This is a genomic window from Rhodococcus sp. AZ1, from assembly GCF_054979605.1.
Genome location: NZ_JBUEQF010000002.1, coordinates 381,114 through 399,546 on the forward strand (window position 1 = coordinate 381,114; position 18,433 = coordinate 399,546).

The 18,433-nt window shown below is 69.8% G+C and carries 20 protein-coding genes, 1 pseudogene and 1 riboswitch; of the genes and pseudogenes, 10 read left to right on the forward strand and 11 right to left on the reverse strand.

All coding sequences use genetic code 11. The annotated features are described in order from the left end of the window. The first annotated feature begins 20 nt into the window (after positions 1-20). On the forward strand, positions 21-212 hold the full coding sequence (locus ACY48E_RS04150; protein ID WP_462870827.1) for a hypothetical protein: 192 nt from the start codon (positions 21-23) through the stop codon (positions 210-212). Between the two features lie 94 nt (positions 213-306). Here ACY48E_RS04150 and ACY48E_RS04155 read toward each other — a convergent pair whose 3' ends face one another. Together ACY48E_RS04155 and ACY48E_RS04160 are read right to left on the reverse strand one after the other, a co-directional pair. Next, positions 307-918, reverse strand: a complete 612-nt coding sequence (locus ACY48E_RS04155) for a transglycosylase family protein (RefSeq protein WP_462870828.1) — start codon at positions 916-918, stop codon at positions 307-309. Between the two features lie 9 nt (positions 919-927). Next, positions 928-1,118, reverse strand: a riboswitch (cyclic di-AMP (ydaO/yuaA leader). A 249-nt stretch (positions 1,119-1,367) separates the two neighbouring features. Then, positions 1,368-1,589, reverse strand: a complete 222-nt coding sequence (locus tag ACY48E_RS04160) for a hypothetical protein (RefSeq protein WP_462870829.1) — start codon at positions 1,587-1,589, stop codon at positions 1,368-1,370. A gap of 168 nt (positions 1,590-1,757) precedes the next feature. Here ACY48E_RS04160 and ACY48E_RS04165 point away from each other — a divergent pair, with 168 nt between their 5' ends. Further along, positions 1,758-2,171, forward strand: coding sequence for a cold-shock protein (locus ACY48E_RS04165; RefSeq protein ID WP_462870830.1), 414 nt, complete (start codon positions 1,758-1,760; stop codon positions 2,169-2,171). A gap of 38 nt (positions 2,172-2,209) precedes the next feature. On the opposite strand, the gene ACY48E_RS04170 is transcribed toward ACY48E_RS04165, so the two are convergent. The 3 genes from ACY48E_RS04170 to ACY48E_RS04180 form a co-directional block, all read right to left on the reverse strand. Beyond that, on the reverse strand, positions 2,210-2,728 hold the full coding sequence (locus ACY48E_RS04170) for a DUF2771 family protein (RefSeq protein WP_462870831.1): 519 nt from the start codon (positions 2,726-2,728) through the stop codon (positions 2,210-2,212). After that, complete coding sequence (locus ACY48E_RS04175; protein ID WP_462870832.1) at positions 2,725-4,431, reverse strand: MFS transporter; 1,707 nt, start codon at positions 4,429-4,431, stop codon at positions 2,725-2,727. Before ACY48E_RS04175 ends, ACY48E_RS04170 begins: the two co-directional genes overlap by 4 nt. A gap of 99 nt (positions 4,432-4,530) precedes the next feature. Then, positions 4,531-5,370 carry a glutaminyl-peptide cyclotransferase gene (locus tag ACY48E_RS04180; RefSeq protein WP_462870833.1) on the reverse strand — a complete coding sequence of 280 codons (840 nt, stop codon included), beginning with the start codon at positions 5,368-5,370 and terminating at the stop codon, positions 4,531-4,533. 27 nt (positions 5,371-5,397) lie between these two features. Here ACY48E_RS04180 and ACY48E_RS04185 point away from each other — a divergent pair, with 27 nt between their 5' ends. From ACY48E_RS04185 to ACY48E_RS04195, 3 genes are read left to right on the forward strand one after another with little or no spacing between them, the layout of a single operon-like run. Then, complete coding sequence (locus tag ACY48E_RS04185) at positions 5,398-6,168, forward strand: DUF3027 domain-containing protein (protein ID WP_462870834.1); 771 nt, start codon at positions 5,398-5,400, stop codon at positions 6,166-6,168. Further along, positions 6,165-8,999: a sacsin N-terminal ATP-binding-like domain-containing protein gene (locus tag ACY48E_RS04190; protein WP_462870835.1), complete on the forward strand. Its 2,835-nt coding sequence runs from the start codon at positions 6,165-6,167 to the stop codon at positions 8,997-8,999. Before ACY48E_RS04185 ends, ACY48E_RS04190 begins: the two co-directional genes overlap by 4 nt. Continuing rightward, positions 8,996-9,697, forward strand: a complete 702-nt coding sequence (locus ACY48E_RS04195) for a phosphatase PAP2 family protein (RefSeq protein WP_462870836.1) — start codon at positions 8,996-8,998, stop codon at positions 9,695-9,697. Before ACY48E_RS04190 ends, ACY48E_RS04195 begins: the two co-directional genes overlap by 4 nt. Here the strand turns inward: ACY48E_RS04195 and ACY48E_RS04200 are convergent. Next, positions 9,593-9,835: pseudogene (locus tag ACY48E_RS04200) on the reverse strand (DUF2530 domain-containing protein); the annotation flags it as partial. The gene ACY48E_RS04195 and the pseudogene ACY48E_RS04200 overlap by 105 nt on opposite strands. A gap of 36 nt (positions 9,836-9,871) precedes the next feature. Between ACY48E_RS04200 and ACY48E_RS04205 the strand changes: the two are divergent. Together ACY48E_RS04205 and ACY48E_RS04210 are read left to right on the forward strand one after the other, a co-directional pair. After that, entirely contained in the window at positions 9,872-10,303 is a 432-nt protein-coding gene (locus ACY48E_RS04205) for a MarR family winged helix-turn-helix transcriptional regulator (protein ID WP_462870837.1), read from the forward strand. 35 nt (positions 10,304-10,338) lie between these two features. Beyond that, on the forward strand, positions 10,339-11,667 hold the full coding sequence (locus ACY48E_RS04210) for an MFS transporter (RefSeq protein ID WP_462870838.1): 1,329 nt from the start codon (positions 10,339-10,341) through the stop codon (positions 11,665-11,667). On the opposite strand, the gene ACY48E_RS04215 is transcribed toward ACY48E_RS04210, so the two are convergent. Further along, positions 11,606-12,949: a GNAT family N-acetyltransferase gene (locus ACY48E_RS04215; protein WP_462870839.1), complete on the reverse strand. Its 1,344-nt coding sequence runs from the start codon at positions 12,947-12,949 to the stop codon at positions 11,606-11,608. The two genes, ACY48E_RS04210 and ACY48E_RS04215, sit on opposite strands and share 62 nt — an antisense overlap. Before the next feature lie 84 nt (positions 12,950-13,033). Between ACY48E_RS04215 and ACY48E_RS04220 the strand changes: the two genes are divergently transcribed. Beyond that, positions 13,034-13,840: a TrmH family RNA methyltransferase gene (locus tag ACY48E_RS04220; RefSeq protein WP_462870840.1), complete on the forward strand. Its 807-nt coding sequence runs from the start codon at positions 13,034-13,036 to the stop codon at positions 13,838-13,840. Then, positions 13,830-14,096: a DUF2537 domain-containing protein gene (locus tag ACY48E_RS04225; RefSeq protein WP_462870841.1), complete on the forward strand. Its 267-nt coding sequence runs from the start codon at positions 13,830-13,832 to the stop codon at positions 14,094-14,096. Before ACY48E_RS04220 ends, ACY48E_RS04225 begins: the two co-directional genes overlap by 11 nt. Before the next feature lie 10 nt (positions 14,097-14,106). Here the strand turns inward: ACY48E_RS04225 and ACY48E_RS04230 are convergent, their stop codons facing one another. From ACY48E_RS04230 to serC, 3 genes are all read right to left on the reverse strand, one after another. Then, positions 14,107-14,826, reverse strand: coding sequence for a DUF6928 family protein (locus ACY48E_RS04230; protein ID WP_462870842.1), 720 nt, complete (start codon positions 14,824-14,826; stop codon positions 14,107-14,109). Between the two features lie 70 nt (positions 14,827-14,896). Continuing rightward, on the reverse strand, positions 14,897-15,691 hold the full coding sequence (gene sepH / locus ACY48E_RS04235) for a septation protein SepH (protein ID WP_462870843.1): 795 nt from the start codon (positions 15,689-15,691) through the stop codon (positions 14,897-14,899). Between the two features lie 119 nt (positions 15,692-15,810). Next, positions 15,811-16,932 carry a phosphoserine transaminase gene (serC, locus tag ACY48E_RS04240; RefSeq protein ID WP_462870844.1) on the reverse strand — a complete coding sequence of 374 codons (1,122 nt, stop codon included), beginning with the start codon at positions 16,930-16,932 and terminating at the stop codon, positions 15,811-15,813. Between the two features lie 178 nt (positions 16,933-17,110). On the opposite strand from serC, the gene ACY48E_RS04245 reads away from it, so the two are divergent. Beyond that, the gene (locus tag ACY48E_RS04245) at positions 17,111-17,245 is read left to right on the forward strand and encodes a hypothetical protein (RefSeq protein ID WP_462870845.1); all 135 of its coding nucleotides are present in this window, start codon (positions 17,111-17,113) and stop codon (positions 17,243-17,245) included. 60 nt (positions 17,246-17,305) lie between these two features. On the opposite strand, the gene ACY48E_RS04250 is transcribed toward ACY48E_RS04245, so the two are convergent. Then, positions 17,306-18,424 carry a citrate synthase 2 gene (locus ACY48E_RS04250; RefSeq protein WP_462870846.1) on the reverse strand — a complete coding sequence of 373 codons (1,119 nt, stop codon included), beginning with the start codon at positions 18,422-18,424 and terminating at the stop codon, positions 17,306-17,308. Positions 18,425-18,433 lie beyond the last annotated feature (9 nt).

The following is an 18,433-nucleotide window of genomic DNA, read 5'->3' on the forward strand; positions in this document are numbered from 1 at the left end:
GGCGGATGTCAAAATGGGCCATGGCTAACTCACCGAAGACCCGTTACGTCGATCCAGGCTGGCCTCAGGGCGTGGACGAGCATGATCACCCCGTGACCGAGCTGTCGTCCTCGCGAGCGGGCAACCTCTCCCCGTACGGTGAGGAGACGGAGTTCCCCGTGCCGGTGGAGACCCTCCCGTACGCGCACCCGGTGACCCGCATCAACAAGTAGCCCGGTACGGAGTTCGCAGCCCGAACCCCGACATACGCAGAACACCCCCCGACCGTTGGCGGTCGGGGGGTGTTCTGCGTGCGGGGCGTACGCGTCAGCGCGGGAGCAGGTTCTGGTTGGCCGCGAAGAAGCTCACCAGCTGCGGGTTCTGACGGAGGTTGGCCGTGGCGTTCTCCACGAAGGCGACCACGGTGGGGTCGTTGGTGAAGTTCTTGACCGCGGTGGTGATCTGGTCGGTGATGTTCTGGGAGATCGCGGCGACGTCGGGGGCAGCGGGCAGCGCCGGGGCGGCAGGAGCCGGGGCCGGCGCGGCCGGTGCGCTGCGTTCCGTCGGCCCGCTGCTCAGGCCCAGGCGCGCCGAGCAGGACGGCCAAGCACCCCATCCCTGGCTGGCGAGAACTCGCTCGGCGACGACGATCTGCTCCTCGCGAGTGGCCTGGTTGGCCGACGGGGCGAAGGCGCCACCGCCGTGCGAGGTCCAGGTGCTCGGCGAGAACTGCAGTCCGCCGTCGAAGCCGTTGCCGGTCTTGATGGCCCAGTTGCCGCCGGATTCGCACTGCGCGAGGCGGTCCCAGTCGTTGTCGGGGGCGGCGTTCGCGGTGCCGGCCGTGAAGGCCATGCTCGCGGTGCCGACGATGGCGCCGGTGACGGCGACCTTGGCGACTGTCCGGCCGGTGGTACTGGGTTTGCGATGGCGTCCGGTCATGTGTCGTTCGGATCCTCTCCACACGCGCCTGCGAGGTCAGCTGTCGGATTCGGGCCGGAAGAGGTTGGCCCGGCCGCTCCGACCTGGATGGTCGGTTCGGCTTCACCCCGAGACCGTGAGCGTGAGGCTCGCGGTCGATATCTGTGAGGACGTGTGGGTCCCCCGCCCTCGTCCCTGACAAGGCTCAGTAGGTGGTCCGGACCCGTGGGACGAGGCTTGGCGCGGCGGGCCGGACGTGGCCGGTTCAGTGGCCGAGGTCAACATATCGGGGACGACGCGCCAATGTCACTGTTCGATAACTACCGGTGTCTCGGTGCTGGTCCGGGGCTCTGGACGCGCATCGGATCGTCGTCGCAGCTAGCGCGCCGAAACGTGGCCGTTATCGCAGTGGACGCCCACCCGTTATCGCGTCGTGATGTGATCTATTTCACATAAATCACGACGTGCGCTCACGGTCTCCGACTACGACGACCCGATCGCAGCGCGAGGATCAACGCCAGCAGGAAGCCCACCGGGAGGAAGAACATCGCCGCGAGATAGAGCCACAGACCGGGCGAGCCGCCCGCGAACTTGATCGTGAACATCACCACGATCGACAGCAACCCCAGCGCGAAGCACACGAAGGACGCCGTCAACAGAGGTGGGGTGGAGGTGGATCGCTTCTCGGACACCCCGGAAAGGTTACCGCCGCCCGAAAACCCCGGTGCTGACCGCGTGCTGCTGGGGGTAGCATTCCGTGACACGCGCGCCGTGTTGCGGCGCGCTATTTCTATGGTCACGGGTCGACCTGAGCAGGCTCGTGATCGAACATCGGGAACAACGCGAATCGGGTGAGATCGGTGCCGACCGGCAAGGTGAAGTGGTACGACGTCGACAAGGGCTTCGGATTCCTCTCGCAGGACGAGGGTGAGGACGTGTACGTGCGGGCTTCCGCGCTGCCGTCCGGGGTCGAGGGCCTGCGGGCAGGCCAGCGCGTGGAGTTCGGCATGGCTGCCGGTCGGCGCGGGCCGCAGGCTCTGTCGGTGACCGTCCTCGAGCCTGCGCCCTCGGTGCGCCAGAACGTTGCGGCCGCCCGCAAGGAGACGGCCAAGAAGCACACCCCCGACGAACTGCACGGCATGGTCGAGGACATGATCACCCTGCTCGAGGCCACCGTTCAGCCCGAACTGCGCAAGGGCAAGTATCCCGATCGCAAGACCGCCCAAAAGATCTCCGAGGTGGTCCGCGCCGTCGCGCGCGAGCTGGACAGCTAGAGCGGCTTCCGTCCGGGCCGGGGGGCAGTGCGTACCGGTCAGTCCCTCGGCGGCGTCGCGATCGACCAGATCGCGTGGCTGACGATCTCCTCCTTGGCGGTGTCGGAGTCGATGACGCCCGACGGCAGTCGCACCTCCACGCCGATGAGCGAACCGCCGTCGGCGTCGGTGCCGGGCACGGTGATGGCGACCGTGGAATCGGGCTCGTAGAACACGTCGTTCTCCACGACCGAGCCGTCCGCGCGCTGGTACACCGTCGCCAGGCCCCACGGCGCCCCGGAGATCTCCTTCGGCAGCGAGATCTGCAGTGGGCGGCCCGCGCGCAACGGGATCTCGCTGGTCTGCCCGTCGTACGAGCAGAGCGGCTCGCGCACCGGGCAGTATCGGAACGGCGCCACGTCCTCGTACTTGCCGTCGCCGAAGACCGCGACCGTGGGCGGGCGGTCCGGAGCGTTGCGGATCAACACCACCATCAGCGCGGCGAAGGCGATTGCCAGCACCGCCGCCGAAGCGACGACGGCGGCAGCGATCTTCGCCCCACGGGTGCGCAGGCTCATCGAGTCTGTCCTCCTGATCGGTAGTGCGATGTACCCGGCCGGCCGGCCCGGGTGTCGGGGGGCGGTTCGGCCACCACGACGTTGCCGCGCGTGACCTCCTGCCCGGCCCGGACCGGGCGGTTACCGCCGACCCCGGGAATCAGCGATGTCCCTCGGTAGGTGAGGTAGGTCTGGAGCAGACCCAGGACCAGGACCACCGATACGACGGTGAAACCGATCCAGAATCTGGTGGGCAGCAGAACACCCAGGGCGCCGCCGATGACCCAGCTCAGCTGCAGCACGGTCTCGCTGCGCCCGAACCCCGATGCGATCGATTCCGGCGGCAGATCGTTCTGCAGCGACGCGTCGAGGGAGACCTTGGCCAGCGCACTCGCCGCCGCCGCAACCAGGGCGGCCACCGCAGCGGCGATCAGATGGTCGGTGATCGCCGCGATGATCGCCACCGCGGTCACCGCCGCCGTGCAGCGCACCACCAGTTGACTCGGTCGGCCCAGTTTGAGCCGGGCCCCGACCCCGTTGCCGGCGAAGTTGCCCAGGGCCGCGGCGGCCCCGACCAGCCCGAGCATCGCGGCCTGCTGCAGCGGCTCGTGCTCGGTGCGGGATTTGGCCACGAACGCGATGTAGAGGGTCAGGAAGCCGGTGAGTACGCGGATGGTGCCGTTGCCCCACAGTCCGGTCAGCACCTCGCGGCCCAGCGGCTGACGACGCTTACTGGGAGCCACCGTCGCTGGAATGACCTCGGTGACGGCCTCGGCGTGGTAGCTGATGGTGGCGGGGACCTCGCCCTCGGTGCGTTCCACCCATGCTGGGATCCGCATGCTCAGGTAGGCCCCGAGGACCGAGATCAGGAAGGCGAACCACAGCGCTCCGGCCGAGCCGAACAGGAACGCGACGCCCGCGGCCACGGCGCCGGCACCGAGGGTGCCGCCGAGGAGGCCGAACACGGTCAGCCGTGAGTTCACACGCACCAGATCTATGTCCGGCGGCAGAACACGCGGGGTGACCGCGGACTTGAGCACCGAGAACGATTTGCTCAGCACCATCATCGCCAGCGCTTCCGGATACAGACCCCAGGTGCCGAACGTGAAGACCAGCATCACGGCCAGAACCGCGCGCAGCACGAACGACGTGGCGAGCGCGACGCGCCGACCGTGTTGCAGGCGGTCGAGCATCGGACCGATGAGGGGGGCGATGATCGCGAACGGAGCGATGGTTATCAGCAGGTACAGGCCCACCTTGGTCTTGTCCTCACCCGTCGCCGCGGAGAAGAACAGGGTGTTGGCCAGCGCGACGGCCATGGCGGCGTCGGAGGCGAAGTTCGCCATCGTCGCGTAGGTGAGCGCGGTCAGCCCCGACTTGTCGGCACCGTCGGCCGTCGCCGCGCGGACGAACGAGTCCACGCCACGGCCCACGAATTCGCGTCCGCGCAGCGCGGCGACGCGGGTGACGGTGAGTTTGCGAGGCATCCGCTCCGGCGCTCGGCGAGAGTCCGCGGGCTGCGGAGGAACCGGGGGGAGCGGCGGAGGAGCGGCTGGCTGCTGCGGCGGGGAGGCGGGTGGATGCAGCGGCGGGAGCGGGGTGCGACGCCCCGAGCGTGCGCGATCGTGCCCGCTCGGCGGGGCCCCGCGTGCGCGCTCACCAGGGTGGTAGTTGTTCCAGCCGGGGTGCCGCGACGGGTGCGAGGGATCGCCGTCGGTGTTCACGAACCCATTGTCCCCCACAGGACCATCTTCCCCCACGAGCCCGCGCCCGACGAGTCAGCGGTTCACGAGTGAGGGCCCCGCGAATGAGGGACAGACCGGTCAGGGCCCCTTCACGAGGGTGACCTCGAACATCGAGGGCCACAGCTTGCCGGTCAGCAGGAACCGATCGGTGCCGGGCACGGCGGCGATGCCGTTGAGTACGTCCACCTTCTCGCCCGCAGACCCCAGTGCCACGCGGAGCGGCGACGCATCGATCGAGGCGCGGACGGTCCCGCTGTCCGGGTCGATCAGCACGATCGTATCGGTCTGCCAAATGTTGGCGTAGACGCCGTCGGGTGTGCACTCGAGTTCGTTGAGTTGCCGGCGGGGAACCCCGCCCGAGGTGACCGTGACGGTGGAGCGTGCCGCGAAGGTCGTCGGGTCTCGCCGGGTGAGGGTGGCCGACCCGTCGCTGGTGATCACCGAGCCGTCGCCGAGCGTGCAGATTCCCCATCCCTCCACGTCGAGCGGAACTCGCCGACGCTCGCCGAGCGTGGACGGGTCGCGGGCGATGGCGACGCCGTCACGCCAGGTCAGCTGCCACAGGGTGGGGGGCGTGGCGCTGCGGGCGAGGGTGATCCCCTCGCCGAACAGGGAACCGTCCAGGTCGACGCGAGCGAGCGTGACGCCGGTGGTGAGGTCGGTCGCGGTCACCCGCGATCGGCCCGTGAGGCCCGTGCCCTCGAGCAGACGTCCGCCGTCGATCTCGAATCCCTGGGTGAACGCGGTGGGGTCGTGTGGGAGGGTGCGTTCGATCCGCACACCCCACTGCGCGGGCGCCGCGCTCGCGGTGGACGACGGTGCTGTGGAGGTGCCCGATCCGGATTGTGCGCACCCGGCCACTGCCGCCACCAGGGTCATCACCACAACCGCCCGCCAGAAACGCACGCGCTCGATCATGCCCCGCCGACACCGATGTGCGCTCTCATGCGGCAAACTGAGACCGTGAGTGCGCAGACCCAGACCGAACCAGTCCGCGACGTGTTCGCCGGAGCCGTCGACATCGCCCGTGCCGCGGTGGTCGACCTCGGTGAGGGCCCGGTGGGAGCGCATCTCGGCGTCGACGGCGTCGGCGACAGCGCCGCAGTCCACCGGTTCGAGGCGCAGCTGCCCGGCTACCGCGGGTGGCAGTGGGCCGTCGTGTTGGCCGCGCCCCCGTCCGCGCAGGCCCCCACCGTCAGCGAGGTCGTGCTGCTGCCCGGTCCGGACGCCGTCGTCGCGCCCGCATGGGTGCCGTGGGACGAGCGGATTCGACCGGGCGATCTCGCCCCCGGCGATCTGCTGCCGCCGCGGCCGGACGATCCCCGCCTCGTCCCCGGGTACGTGGCCACCGGTGATCCGGAGGTGGACGACGTCGCACTCGAGATCGGCCTCGGTCGTCGCCGCGTGATGAGCCTCGAGGGTCGTCTCGATGCCGCCGAGCGGTGGGCCGACGGCGAGTTCGGGCCCGACTCCGCGATGGCGAAGGCTGCCCCCTCGACCTGCGTGAACTGTGGCTTCTACCTGCCCATCGCGGGTTCGCTCAAGGCGGCGTTCGGCGTGTGCGGCAACGAGCTCGCTGCCGACGGTCGCGTGGTGCACGCGGGCTACGGTTGCGGCGCGCATTCGGACACCACGGGTCCGACGGGTGCCGGGTCGCCCAGCTTCGACCCGTACGACGACGGCGCGCTCGAGACCGTCGTACACACTGCTGAGTGACCGACCCGTTCGACACCGCGGGCCTGCGCGCTGCCGTCATCGCAGCGTGGGCGGCGTCGCCGACTCGGCTCCGTGAGGATGCGGCGGCCGAGCGCGATCTGGTCGACGGCGGGTACCGCGATCGGGTGCTCACCGAACTCGCCCAGAACGCGGCCGACGCCGCAGCGCGGGCGGGAGTACCCGGGGCGATGTCGATACGGCTGGCGGACGGCCGACTGCACGTGGCCAACGTCGGGGCCCCACTCGACGCCGCGGGGTTGCATTCGCTGGCGTCGTTGCGGGCGTCGAGCAAGACGGGTGCGTCCGACACCGGCCGCTACGGTGTGGGATTCACGTCCACCGTGTCGGTGGGCGATCGTGTCGAGTTCCGATCGACCACGGGATCGGTGGTCTTCGATGCCGGTGCGACGGCCGACGCCCTCGAGTCCGCGGGCATCGCGGTGGCCGGGGTGGAGCGACCGCCGATTCTGCGGCTGCCGTTCGCGATCGACGTGCCACCCGCCGACGGGTGGGACTCCGAAGTGGTGATCACCGTGCGCGGCGACGAGCGAACCCTGCTCGCCGGCACCGAAGCAGAGGTCGTCGACCTGCTCCTCGAACTTCCGGCTCTCGAGTCGATCACCCTGCAGGGCAGAGTAATTCGGCGTGTCATCGACGGATCGTCGATCACAGTCGGTGACCGGCGGTGGTACTGCTGGAGCACCGATCGTGCGCGCTGGTTGGTGCCCGAGGTCGACGGTCGACTGGTACCGGTCATCGGTGATGTCCTGCGGGCACCCACCCGCTCGGACGAGGCGTTGTCTCTACCCGCGTTGGTGATCACGACCGGGATCGAACTCGCTCCCGACCGGCGACGGGTGATGCCCGGCGCCGACGTCGCCGGTCTTGCTCGCGGGTACAGCGCCGGGGTGGCGGGCCGTGCGCCCGCCGAGCGAGTGGCCCTCGTGCCGACCCCGTCCCTGGCGGTCGGCGAGGTCGATTCGGTTCTGCGCAGCGCGATTGTCGACGATCTGATGGCGTCGACGTGGGTCCCCACGGTGGCGGGGCCCGACGTGCGGCCCTCGCGCGCCGTGGTGATCGGCGGGGCGGACACTGCGCTGTGCGGGGTTCTCGCCGAGGCGATCGACGGGCTCGTCGACCCGGAGTTCGCTGCCGGGATGCCGGAATCACAATGCCGCAGTCTGGGAATGGAGTATCTCGGCTGGGCCGACGTGACGGCGCGGGTGGCAGGGATCGCGCGCGAGCCCGGCTGGTGGCACGGCCTCTACACTGCTCTCGACCCGGTGCTGACCGGGCCGGTGGAGCTCGGCGAGTGTGCAGCGCTGCCGGTTCCGCTCTCCGATGGCCGTACCGTCACCGGCCCGCGCACGGTGGTGTACGTCGATCCGGGACCGGACGGCACCGCCGATGTCGCTGCGGTGTCCTGGGCGCGACTGGTCCATCCCGAGGCGATGCACCCGCTGCTGACTCGACTCGGGGCGCGGGAAGCGCGCCCGGCGGACCTGCTCGCGGACCCCGCGCTGACAGCGATGCTCGACCCGTCCGATCCCGATCTCCCCGACCCGGATCCCGACACCGTGGCCGCCGTGCTCACCCTCGCGGGTCTCGCCGCGCCGCCGGACGGCTCCGCGATCGACGGGTTGGGTGCCCTGCCGCTGCCCGACGTCGACGGCGAGGTGCGGGCGGCCGACGAACTGCTGCTGCCCGATGCGCCCCTCGCGAGGGTGCTCGTGGCCGATCATCCGTTCACGACCGTGGCACCCGCGGTGGTCACCGCCCATGGCACGTCGGCCTTGCGGGCAGTGGGCGTCGGGTGGTCGTTCTCGGTGCTGGTCGACGAGCATCCGGTCGGTCCCGATCACCACCTGGCCGACGAGGAACTGTGGTGGGAGAGCCTGGATTCGACCTCGGGGGCACGGGCCCCCGGCGCCGATTCCGGACCGCTGGTGGCGGTGCGCGATCTCGACCTCGTCGACGACGACGCGTGGCCGCGGGCGTTGTCGATGCTCGTGGCCGATCCGGCCGTCGCGCGGGCGCTGTCCGACCGCGACGGGTACACCGCGTGGTGGCTGCGTACGCACGCGCGCGTCGGTGGCGAGTTGCTCGGTCACCTGCGTGGTCCCGGCTCTGCAGTGTTCGACGAACTGCTGCCCGAACTCGATCATCCCGACGCGGCGCGGCTGGCGACGGTGCTGGCGCCGGATCGCGTGGACTCCGCGGAGTTGGCGCGCGTGCTGCTCACCCGCTTGGCGGACGCGGACATCGTGATCGGCCCCGAGGCGGCGGTGCGGGCGCACAGGCTGCTGGCCGATGCGGTGCTGACAGGTGCGGTGGACGTTGCGCGTCTCGATCCACCGGAGGCTGTTCGTGCCGTCGACGGCTCGGTGTGCGCGGCCGCGGAGGCGATGGTGCTCGACCGTGCGTGGTTGGCGATGGTTCTCGACCCGGCGACCCTGGTGGCCGGGCCGCTGGAGCAGGCGGGGTCCGAGCAGGCGGGGTCCGAGCAGGCGGGGTCCGAGGCGCTCGCGGACCTGCTCGATCTGCCCGTCGCGTCGGAACGGGTGCGAACGGAGGTGACGACGCGGGGTCGCGTGAGCACTGTGGGGTCCTGCGTCCCGCTGGTGATCGCACTCGCGGCCCTGGCCGGACCCTCGGGCTCCACGCTGCTGCGTGCATCGCCCGATCAACCGATCGAGGTGCACGACGAGTTGCTCGTGCGCGTGAGGATCGAGGGCTCGGAAAATTCGCCGCGTGTGTTTCGAGTGCCGTTCTGGGTGGAAGACGAGTCCGTACACGTGCAGGCGAGGTGGGCTCAGGAGGTGACGCGATGATCGACGAGCGGGTTCTCGACTGGGTGGTCGGGGTTCGCGTCCCATGGCTGACCTCGGTGTTCACGGCGATCAGCGTGGTGGGTGGCACGGTCGCGATCGCGGTGATCACGGTGGCCGTCGCCGTCGTCCTCGCCCGTCGTGGCCGGCGCAGCGACGCCGCTGGGCTCGTGGTGATCGGGTTCACCGGGTGGCTGGCGATGAATGGCATCAAGTACGCGGTGCGGCGAGAGAGACCGCCCATGCCGCCGCGCCTGTCGGAGATCTCCACGTATGCGTTCCCGTCCGGACACGCGATGGTGGCTGCGGTGTTCGCCGCGTCGATCACTGCGATCGCGGTGCGCCGTCGCCGCGTTCTCGTCGGAATCCTGCTGGGTCTGTGGGCCGCGCTGATCGGAATCTCGCGCATCTACCTCGCGGCGCACTGGCTCTCGGATGTGCTGGCGGGGTGGCTGTTCGGCGTGATCTGGGTGTGGGTGGGGTATGCGCTGCTGCGTCGATACTCCAGGCCTGAAAGAGGTGGCGTCGGCTCAGGTGAGCCCGCGCTGGGCGGTCTTCGCTCCGCGGCGCGCAGCCGCCCGCTGAGCGGTGAACAGGACGAATCCGGCAACTCCGACTCCGATCCCGGCCCAGCACGTGTTGCGGGCGGACTCCCACTCGGCGCCACCGAAATACACCGCGACCGTAGCGATCACCCATAAAACAATTCCCCCGGCGATAACCGGCGTGGGCTCGGACCATCGGCGCGGAATATCCGGAATTGTCGATTGGTCGGATGATTCGCTCACCACGCGAACAATACTCGGCGCGGTGTTCCGAGGGGCAATTACGTTGCGCACGTAGTAGCTAAGGGTGTTGTGAGGTATTGTCCGCCCATGCCTCTGGAACTCCGTCTGCTCGCGGGTGATCTGTCACTTTCGGTCGTGCGCTTGACGCGCCACCTGCGAGGGCGTCGCGCGGACAGCAAGGTTTCGCTGACCCAATTGTCCGCACTGTCGACCCTGGCCCGTGAGGGCGCGATGACCCCGGGCACGCTCGCAGCGCGTGAGCGCGTCCAGCCACCGTCCATGACCAGGGTGGTGGCCTCGCTGGGCGACCTCGGGCTCGTCACCCGCATGCCGCATCCCACCGACGGGCGCCAGATCATCGTCGCGCTCTCGGAGGAGGGTCGGCAGGTGGTCGCCGACGAGATCAACGCCCGCGAGGCGTGGCTCACCGAGCAACTCCGCAACCTCTCGCCCGAGCAGTTGGCGTCCATTCGCGTGGCGGTCGACATCATGACGGCGCTGGTCAACGAGTCCGAGTAGCACGGCCGCTGATCGTGAGCGTAACTTAATAGTTTGTGACATCGACGCAGCGACCGACAGCGGGCTCCGGCCTGTTCTCCGCGCTGCGCACCCGCAACTACCGCCTCTGGGCCTCCGGGCAGATCGTCTCGCTCGTCGGAACCTGGATGCAGCGCGTCGCCCAGGACTGGCTGGTGCTGACTCTCTCCGGCGGCAACGGGTTCGCCGTCGGCGTGGTGATGGCATTGCAGTTCGGGCCGACGCTGGTGCTCTCGGTGTGGGGCGGCGTACTGGCCGACCGCTACGACAAGCGTCGGATCCTCATGCTCACGCAGGCCGCCGCGGCGGTGTTCGGGCTCGTTCTGGGCCTTCTCGACGTGGGCAACATGGTCTCTCTGTGGCAGGTGTACCTGCTCGCGCTCGCCCTGGGGTGCTCGTCGGCGATCGACGCGCCGGTACGGCAGTCGTTCACCATCGAGATGGTCGGACCCGAGCGGCTGTCCAACGCCATCGGGCTGAACTCGATGACCTTCAACACCGCCCGGGTGGTCGGGCCGGCCATCGCGGGCGTGATGATCACCGCCGTCGGGACCGGGTGGGTGTTCCTGGTCAACGCGGCGTCGTTCGCCGCGGTGTTCGCAGCGCTGGCGATGATGCGGCCGGGCGATCTCTACCGCGGTCCGCGGGCCCCCCGCGCCAAAGGGCAGATACGCGAAGGCTTCCGGTACGTCGCCGGCCGCCGTGACCTGATCGTGCTGCTGGCAACGGTTTTCGCGGTCTCCACCTTCGGCATCAACTTTCCTCTCAGTCTGTCGGTGCTCGCGCGCAACGCGTTCGGCAAGGGCGCCGACGCCTACGGGTTGCTCTCGACGGTCCTGGCGGTGGGAACGCTCATCGGCGCCACACTCGCCGCGCGACGCGGATCCGCCGCGGTCGACGCCTCCGCAGCTCTCGACGGTCAGCGGCAGGCGATCCGGCTGTTCGTCGGGTCCGCCCTGGTGTTCGGTGTGCTGTCCATGCTCACCGGCGTGATGCCGACGTTCGTGCTCGCGGCAGTGCTCCTGATCCCTACCGGCGCAGCGCAATTGACCTTCACCACCTCGGCCATGACCATCCTGCAGGCGTCGGTGCCGCCCGAGATGCGTGGTCGGGTGATGGGGATCTACATGCTGTGCTTCCTGGGTGGAACACCGATCGGGAGTCCGCTGCTGGGCAAGCTCGCCGACCTCATCGATCCCCGCGCCCCCCTGGTGATCGGTGGCCTGGTGGCGCTCCTGGCCGGCGTCTGCGCCGCCCGCGCGCTGCGGATGGGGCGCGAGAGCATCAGAAGAACCAGCCCATCTGCGGCGGCTGATCGGTCGCGAACGCCAGATCCAGAGCCCTGATCGCCGTCGGGGACGAGGCCGTGACCATTCCGGCCGCGACGTACGGTGTCAGACGGTGTCCGCCGAGGTAGATGCTGCTCAGAACCGGCAGTGGCAGCGTGAGATCGGCCGACCTCGCCGAATCCTCGACCCGGGTGGCCCGACCCTGCCCGTCGCGTACCTGCAGATGGAACAGTCCACCGGCGCTCAGGAACGGATCGTCGACGCGCAGAACCAGATCGAGGTCCGTCGAGTAGGTGCGTGCGTTCAGCGCCGCCGCGACGTCCATCAGCCGCACCCACATCCCGTCCGAACTGCCCGTCACCCTGGCGGCGCGTCGATCTGCCAGCAGAGCCGTCAGCGGATCCTCGGGCACCAGGGTGGCCTCGATGTCGTCGACCAGGTCCAGGCTGCACAGCACCCGCCACAGTGCAGCTCGGGCCGAGTCGGTGACCGCGACGAAGTGCTCGACGCGCGCGATGCGTCGCCCGTCGCGCGACCCCCGGCGAAAGAGCGCGTACCCGTCCTCGTGCACGGCGTAGAACAGCGGTCCCAACCCGTTGCGTCGGTTCTCGCGGTCGGCGAACGTGCGCTCCCACCGCGGCTCCGGCATGGCCTGGGCGCCGGCTGTGATCCGGTGCCACCGTTGATAGATGCCCGGCAGCACCGCGCGTGCAGTGGTGCCGTCGACGAGGGCCACACCGCCCTCGTCGGGGATGTGCGAGCGCAGCGCGCTTCGGCGTCGATCGAGAACCGCCGACATCTCGGTCGTCGCCGGGCCGTAGCCGAACCGCTCGTAGATGGTCGCCTCGCTCGCGGTCAGCACCGACAGGGGCGCACCTGCAGCCTCGAACTGCTGATGCTGCCGAGTGAACATCGACCGCAGCACCCCACGACGGCGGTGGGTGGGCGCAACCGACACCCACGACACGCCCGTCGCCGCGAGGCCCGCGCCGCCGGGCACGGTCACGGTCATGGGGAAGTGCATCGTGACACCGATGGGTCGGTCGTCGTCGCACGCCAGCACGACGTTCTCGTTCGAGGTCAACCGCCGCGTCTCGGCGATCTCCTCCTCGATGTGGGAGATACCGAACGCCTGGGCGTCGAGGAGCGCGATCGCGTCCCAGTCGTCGTCGGTGGCCGGTCGGAGGCCGATCGGAGCGGTGTGACCCGTCGCGGCGCGATGAGTGTGTTCGGTCGCGGCGCGATGAGTGTGTTCGGTCGCGGCGCGATGAGTGTGTTCGGTCGCGGCGCGATGAGTGTGTTCGGTCGCGGCGCGATGAGTGTGTTCGGTGTCGGTCATCCTCACGAGCCTGACACAGTGGGCAGTTCCCGTCACACACGGCCGGGTTCCGCGGGGGCGGAGCAGGGCTGCGAGGATGGTGCGGTGGTGCACGTCGTCGATATCTCCGATCCGCAGGATCGCGCGCTCGACGACTTCCGTCACCTGAACTCCTCGGACCGTCGCCCCGACCTTCCCGGCGGCAAGGGGCTGGTGATCGCCGAGGGTGTCCTGGTGGTTCAGCGCCTGGTGACATCGCGGTTTCGCACCCTGTCCCTGCTGGGTGTCGATCGTCGACTACGTGAACTCGACGCCGATCTCGCCCACGTCGACGTTCCCTTCTACCGCACCACGGCGGACGTCATGGCCGAGGTGGTGGGTTTCCACCTCAACCGTGGTGTGCTGGCCGCCGCGGCGCGACCCGATCCGATCGAGTTGTCCGAGGCCCTCGACGGCGCCCGCACCGTGGCGGTCCTCGAGGGGGTCAACGACCACGAGAATCTCGGATCGATGTTCCGCAACGCGGCGGGCCTCGGCGTGGACGCCGTGCTCTTCGGTGCCGGATGCGCCGACCCGCTCTACCGGCGCGCGGTGCGAGTGTCGATGGGGCACGTACTGCGGGTGCCGTTCGCCACCGTTCCGGACTGGCCCCGCGGGCTCGCTGCGCTGCGAGAGAGCAACTTCCAGCTGATCTCGCTCACCCCCGACCCCGCGGCCGTGCCACTGGCGACGGCCATGACCGGCGAGCGGGTGGCGGTGCTCCTCGGTGCCGAGGGTCCGGGTCTGACCGAACATGCCATGCGCGCCACCGACGTTCGAGCCCGCATCCCCATGGCGCCGGGTACCGATTCGCTCAACGTCGCCACGGCCGCGGCGATGGCCTTCTACGAACGGGTGCGCGGTGCGGGCTGAGCAGACCCCGTGGGGCATCGGAATCGTCGCACTCGCGCTCCTCGCGGTACTGACCGCGGCAGCGGTGGGTTCTCTCGGCGTGGAACTGGTCCGCATCAACCCGGTGTTCGCCGTGGCCCTGCTGATCGTGATGATCGGTGGCGCCGCACCCACCCTGCTTCGACGACGACGTCGGCCGGTGTGGCGCTGGCTGATTCGCGGGGTTGCGGTGGGCGCGTTGGTCGGCCTCGCGATGACCGTGATCGCCGCACTGTGAGTGCTTGCGCTCAGGACGCTGCGCGCTTGAACTTGCCGAAGAAGGACTTGCGCGGCGCGCTCGCAGCGGGCTGCTCGGCGACGGGCACGGACGCCGGGTCCCGGAGGACGAAGTCCGAGACCATCACGGTGTTCGGGTCGATCAGCTCGCCCATCGGGCCGCCGATGACGGTGGTGCCCAACCACTGTGCGCTCGCGGCGTCGGCGAACTGCTGGGGGTGGAACGGCAGGGCCTGAGGATCGGGCAGTGCCCCGTCGGGGAAGGCGATCGGGTGCTCACCGGCCCAGTAGGGCCGCTCCCACGTGCGGGGCAGCCCCTCGTTCTCGTGGATGTAGGCCAGGCTCGCGCTGAACGAGCGCCGCAGGATCCCGCGCTCCCATTCCGCGAACGCGCCCCACGCGTGGGCGTTCTCGGCCGCGATCAGGTAGGTGTGCTCGGACGCGAGAGGGCGGATCCACTTCTCGTCGATGGTCGACGGGGTCAGCACCGCTGCGTCGCTGGTGCACACCACGGTCACTCCGGGGTAGCAGCCCACGAGCACCCGCGCGGGATCGGTGGAGAGGGTGAACGACGTGACGGGCGCCGTGCCCATCGGGACGGGTTCGAGGCCGGGGAACAGCCGACGGGTCAGGGCCTCGGCAGCGGCGGGGTCGGACGGCTCACCGCTGCGCAGGACCGCCGACGCGTCGGGCACGTCGACGTACCAGATCGATGCTGACCCGATCCCCACGGCGATGCTCCTCTCGTCCGGACCGTCCGCGAAAGACCCCGACGGCTACTGCGTTCTCCCTCTGGAGAATCTAGCGCCCGTTGCCACGAACGCCGAGCAGCACGTCCTCCCATGATGGCATCGCGGGCTTACCGCGCTTGCCCTTGGTGCCCGGATTCGGCTGTGCCGGTCGCGCGTCGTGCGTCGGAGCAGGTTCTTCGGCTGAGGAGGAGTCGACGCCGTAGTAGTCGTCGAGGGTCTGTTGGGACGGAGCCGGATCGTGGGCTCCCACGGGCCGAAGTTGGCGGCCGAAATCGGGGTCGATGAGTTCACGCGCCGCTTCGTCGAGCGCCTCGATGCTGCCGCCGTGCGCATCCGGGGTGAAGCGCCAGTGGGCGGCGTTCGCGGTTCTGCCGGCCTGCCAGTGCAACTGCACCACCCAGTGACCGTCGTCGTCCTTCCACGCGTCCCAGTCCACGCCGTCCATCGAGTGTCCCCGGCCGCGGAAGGCCAGCGCGACGATCTCGGCGAGGGTGAGCACGGCGGGCCCGTCGGCGCGGACGGGGTGTCCGAGTTGGGCGAGTTCGGCGGCCCTGGTGCGTTCGAGCAGAACCGGGTAGGCGTACCGCTCGATCTTCTCGTACGGCATCGACGATTCCTTGGCCACCTGCGCCACGGACGCTCCCGCGCGAATGCGCGACTGGATCTCGCGGGGGCGGATCGACATGTCCATTTCGATCTCGATCTGTCCGAGCCGCGTGGTGTCACCGCGCGCAGCGGCGCGCAGTGTCTCGTCGGCTGCAATCCTGAACCGCTGCCCGGACGAATCGGTGCAGATCACATGCGAGGCATCCGGTGTCAGGCCGACCACGTGGATGTCGCGCACGATCCCTCCTCCCGGATCCGGTGCCCCGTCGACGCGTGAGCGCGATTCCACAGGGCCGAGACCGACTCTAGAGCACCGACCTGCCGGAACGGGGTGAGACACGCTGCCGCGTGCTGCGCTCAGGCGAGCGCGGTCACCACGTGGTCGATGCAGGCGGTGAGCGCTGAGACGTCGTCGGGCTCGATGGCCGGGAACATCCCGATGCGGAGCTGGTTGCGGCCGAGCTTGCGGTACGGCTCGGTGTCGACGATGCCGTTGGCGCGCAATGTCTTCGCCACCGCCGCGGCGTCGACCTCGTCGCTGAAGTCGATGGTCCCGACCACCTGTGAGCGGTTCTTCGGATCGGCGACGAACGGTGTGGCGTACTCCGAGCGCTCCGCCCACTCGTACAGACGCGACGACGAGTCCGCGGTGCGCGCGGTGGCCCAGTCCAGCCCACCCTGGCCGTTGATCCACTCGATCTGGTCGGCGAAGAGCAGCAGTGTCGCCAGCGCCGGGGTGTTGTACGTCTGGTCCTTGGTGCTGTTGTCGATGGCGATGGGCAGCGACAGGAAGTCCGGCACCCACCGACCCGACGACGCGATCTCGTCCACTCGCGCCAGCGCCGCGGGGCTCATCAGAGCCACCCACAACCCGCCGTCGGCAGCGAAGCACTTCTGCGGCGCGAAGTAGTAGACGTCGGCGTCGGCGACGTTCACCGGCAGACCACCCGCGCCCGAGGTGGCGTCGATGGCGATGAGAGCGTGCTCGGAACCGGTCGGCCGCTGCACCGCGATGGCCACGCCCGTCGAGGTCTCGTTGTGCGCCCACCCGATCAGGTCGGCGGAGGGGTCGGAGGTCGGCTCGGGTGCGCTGCCCGGGTCGGCGGAGATCACGATCGGCTCGCCGACGAACGGGTTGGCCTTGGCCACCGAGGCGAACTTGGAGCTGAACTCGCCGTTGGTCAGGTGCAGCGACTTCTCGCGGATCAACCCGAACGCGGCGGCGTCCCAGAAGGCAGTGGACCCGCCGTTGCCGAGCACCACCTCGTAGCCGTCGGGAACGGAGAACAGCTCGCGCAGACCGGAGCGCACTCGACCCACCACGTCCTTGACCGGCTTCTGGCGGTGGCTGGTGCCGAACACGCTCGCACCCACGTCCACCAGGTGCGCCAGCTGCTCGGGCCGCACCTTCGACGGCCCGCACCCGAATCGGCCGTCGCTCGGCTTGAGGTCGGCGGGAATGGTGACGGTGTCGGCCATGAGCGTCCTTCGCTGTGGGGAGGGGGCGAAACCCAAGGGTAGTCGGGGGCCTGCCCCCGATCCCCGCGCACCCCGAGTTGCCGAGCGCGCGCACTATTGGGCGCGCACCCGGCAGGTGCGCGTGCCAGAACAGTCCTGTGGATGCCCGATCCGGCCCCTTACAGTGGGGGTTCTCGGGGTGCTCGGCGTCGGGGCGGGCACTGCCCGCCGGCACGAACTCGAGCGGCTGCGGCGGGCCTTCACCATCGCCGGCACGATGCCCGCCCCCACCACCGTTCGTGGGCGCACCCCGGCTCGTCGCACGCACCCCTGATTGCGCGCGCGCCCAGCAATTGGGCGCGCGGGGGCCGGGTACGAGGACGGAGGGCGCGCCTCAGGCGATGGTGGCCCAGCCCTCCACCGATTCGGGGCTGCGGGGAGCGGGCCCGGTGTAGATCGCCGCCGGGCGTACCAGCTTGCCCAGGCGCTTCTGCTCCATGATGTGCGCGCACCACCCGGCGGTGCGCCCGCAGGTGAACATGGCGGGCATCATGTGCGCGGGGACCTCCGCGAAGTCCAGGATCACCGCCGCCCAGAACTCCACGTTGGTCTCGATGGCGCGGTCGGGGCGACGCTCACGCAACTCCGCGAGCGCGGCCTGCTCGAGTGCGGCGGCGACCTCGTAGCGGGGGGCGTTCAGGCGTGCGGCGGTGGCACGGAGCACGCGGGCGCGCGGGTCCTCGGCGCGGTACACCCGGTGCCCGAAGCCCATCAGCTTCTCCTTGCGGTCGAGGATGCCGCGCACCAGGGCCCGCGCGTCTCCGGTGCGCTCGACCTCCTCGATCATCGGCAGTACACGCGCCGGTGCTCCTCCGTGCAGCGGCCCGGACATCGCGCCGATGGCGCCGGAGAGCGCGGCCGCCACATCCGCGCCGGTCGATGCGATCACTCGCGCGGTGAAGGTGGAGGCGTTGAGACCGTGCTCGGCGGCGGAGACCCAGTAGGCGTCGATGGCCTCGATGTGCGCCGGGTCCGGGTCGCCCTTCCATCGAGTCATGAAACGTGCTGTGACGGTGGAGCATTCGTCGATCTTCTTCTGCGGGATAGCCGGCTGGTAGATGCCGCGAGCAGACTGCGCGACGTAGGACAGGGCCATCACCGAGGCACGCGCGAGTTGTTCGCGCGCGGTGTCGTCGTCGATGTCGAGCAGCGGCTCGTATCCCCAGATCGGAGCGAGCATCGCCAGGCCGGCCTGCACGTCCACGCGTACGTCGCCGGTGTGGATGGGTAGCGGGAACGGCTCGGCGGGCGGCAGCCCGGGGCCGAAACGGCCGTCGACGAGTAGAGCCCACACGCTGCCGAAGGTCACGCCCTTGGCGACGAGGTCCTCGATGTCGACGCCGCGGTAGCGCAGAGCGCCGCCGTCCTTGTCCGGCTCGGCGATGTCGGTGGTGAACGCCACGACGCCCTCGAGACCACCGACGAACCCGTCGGGCACCTTCTGATCGGACATGACACTCCT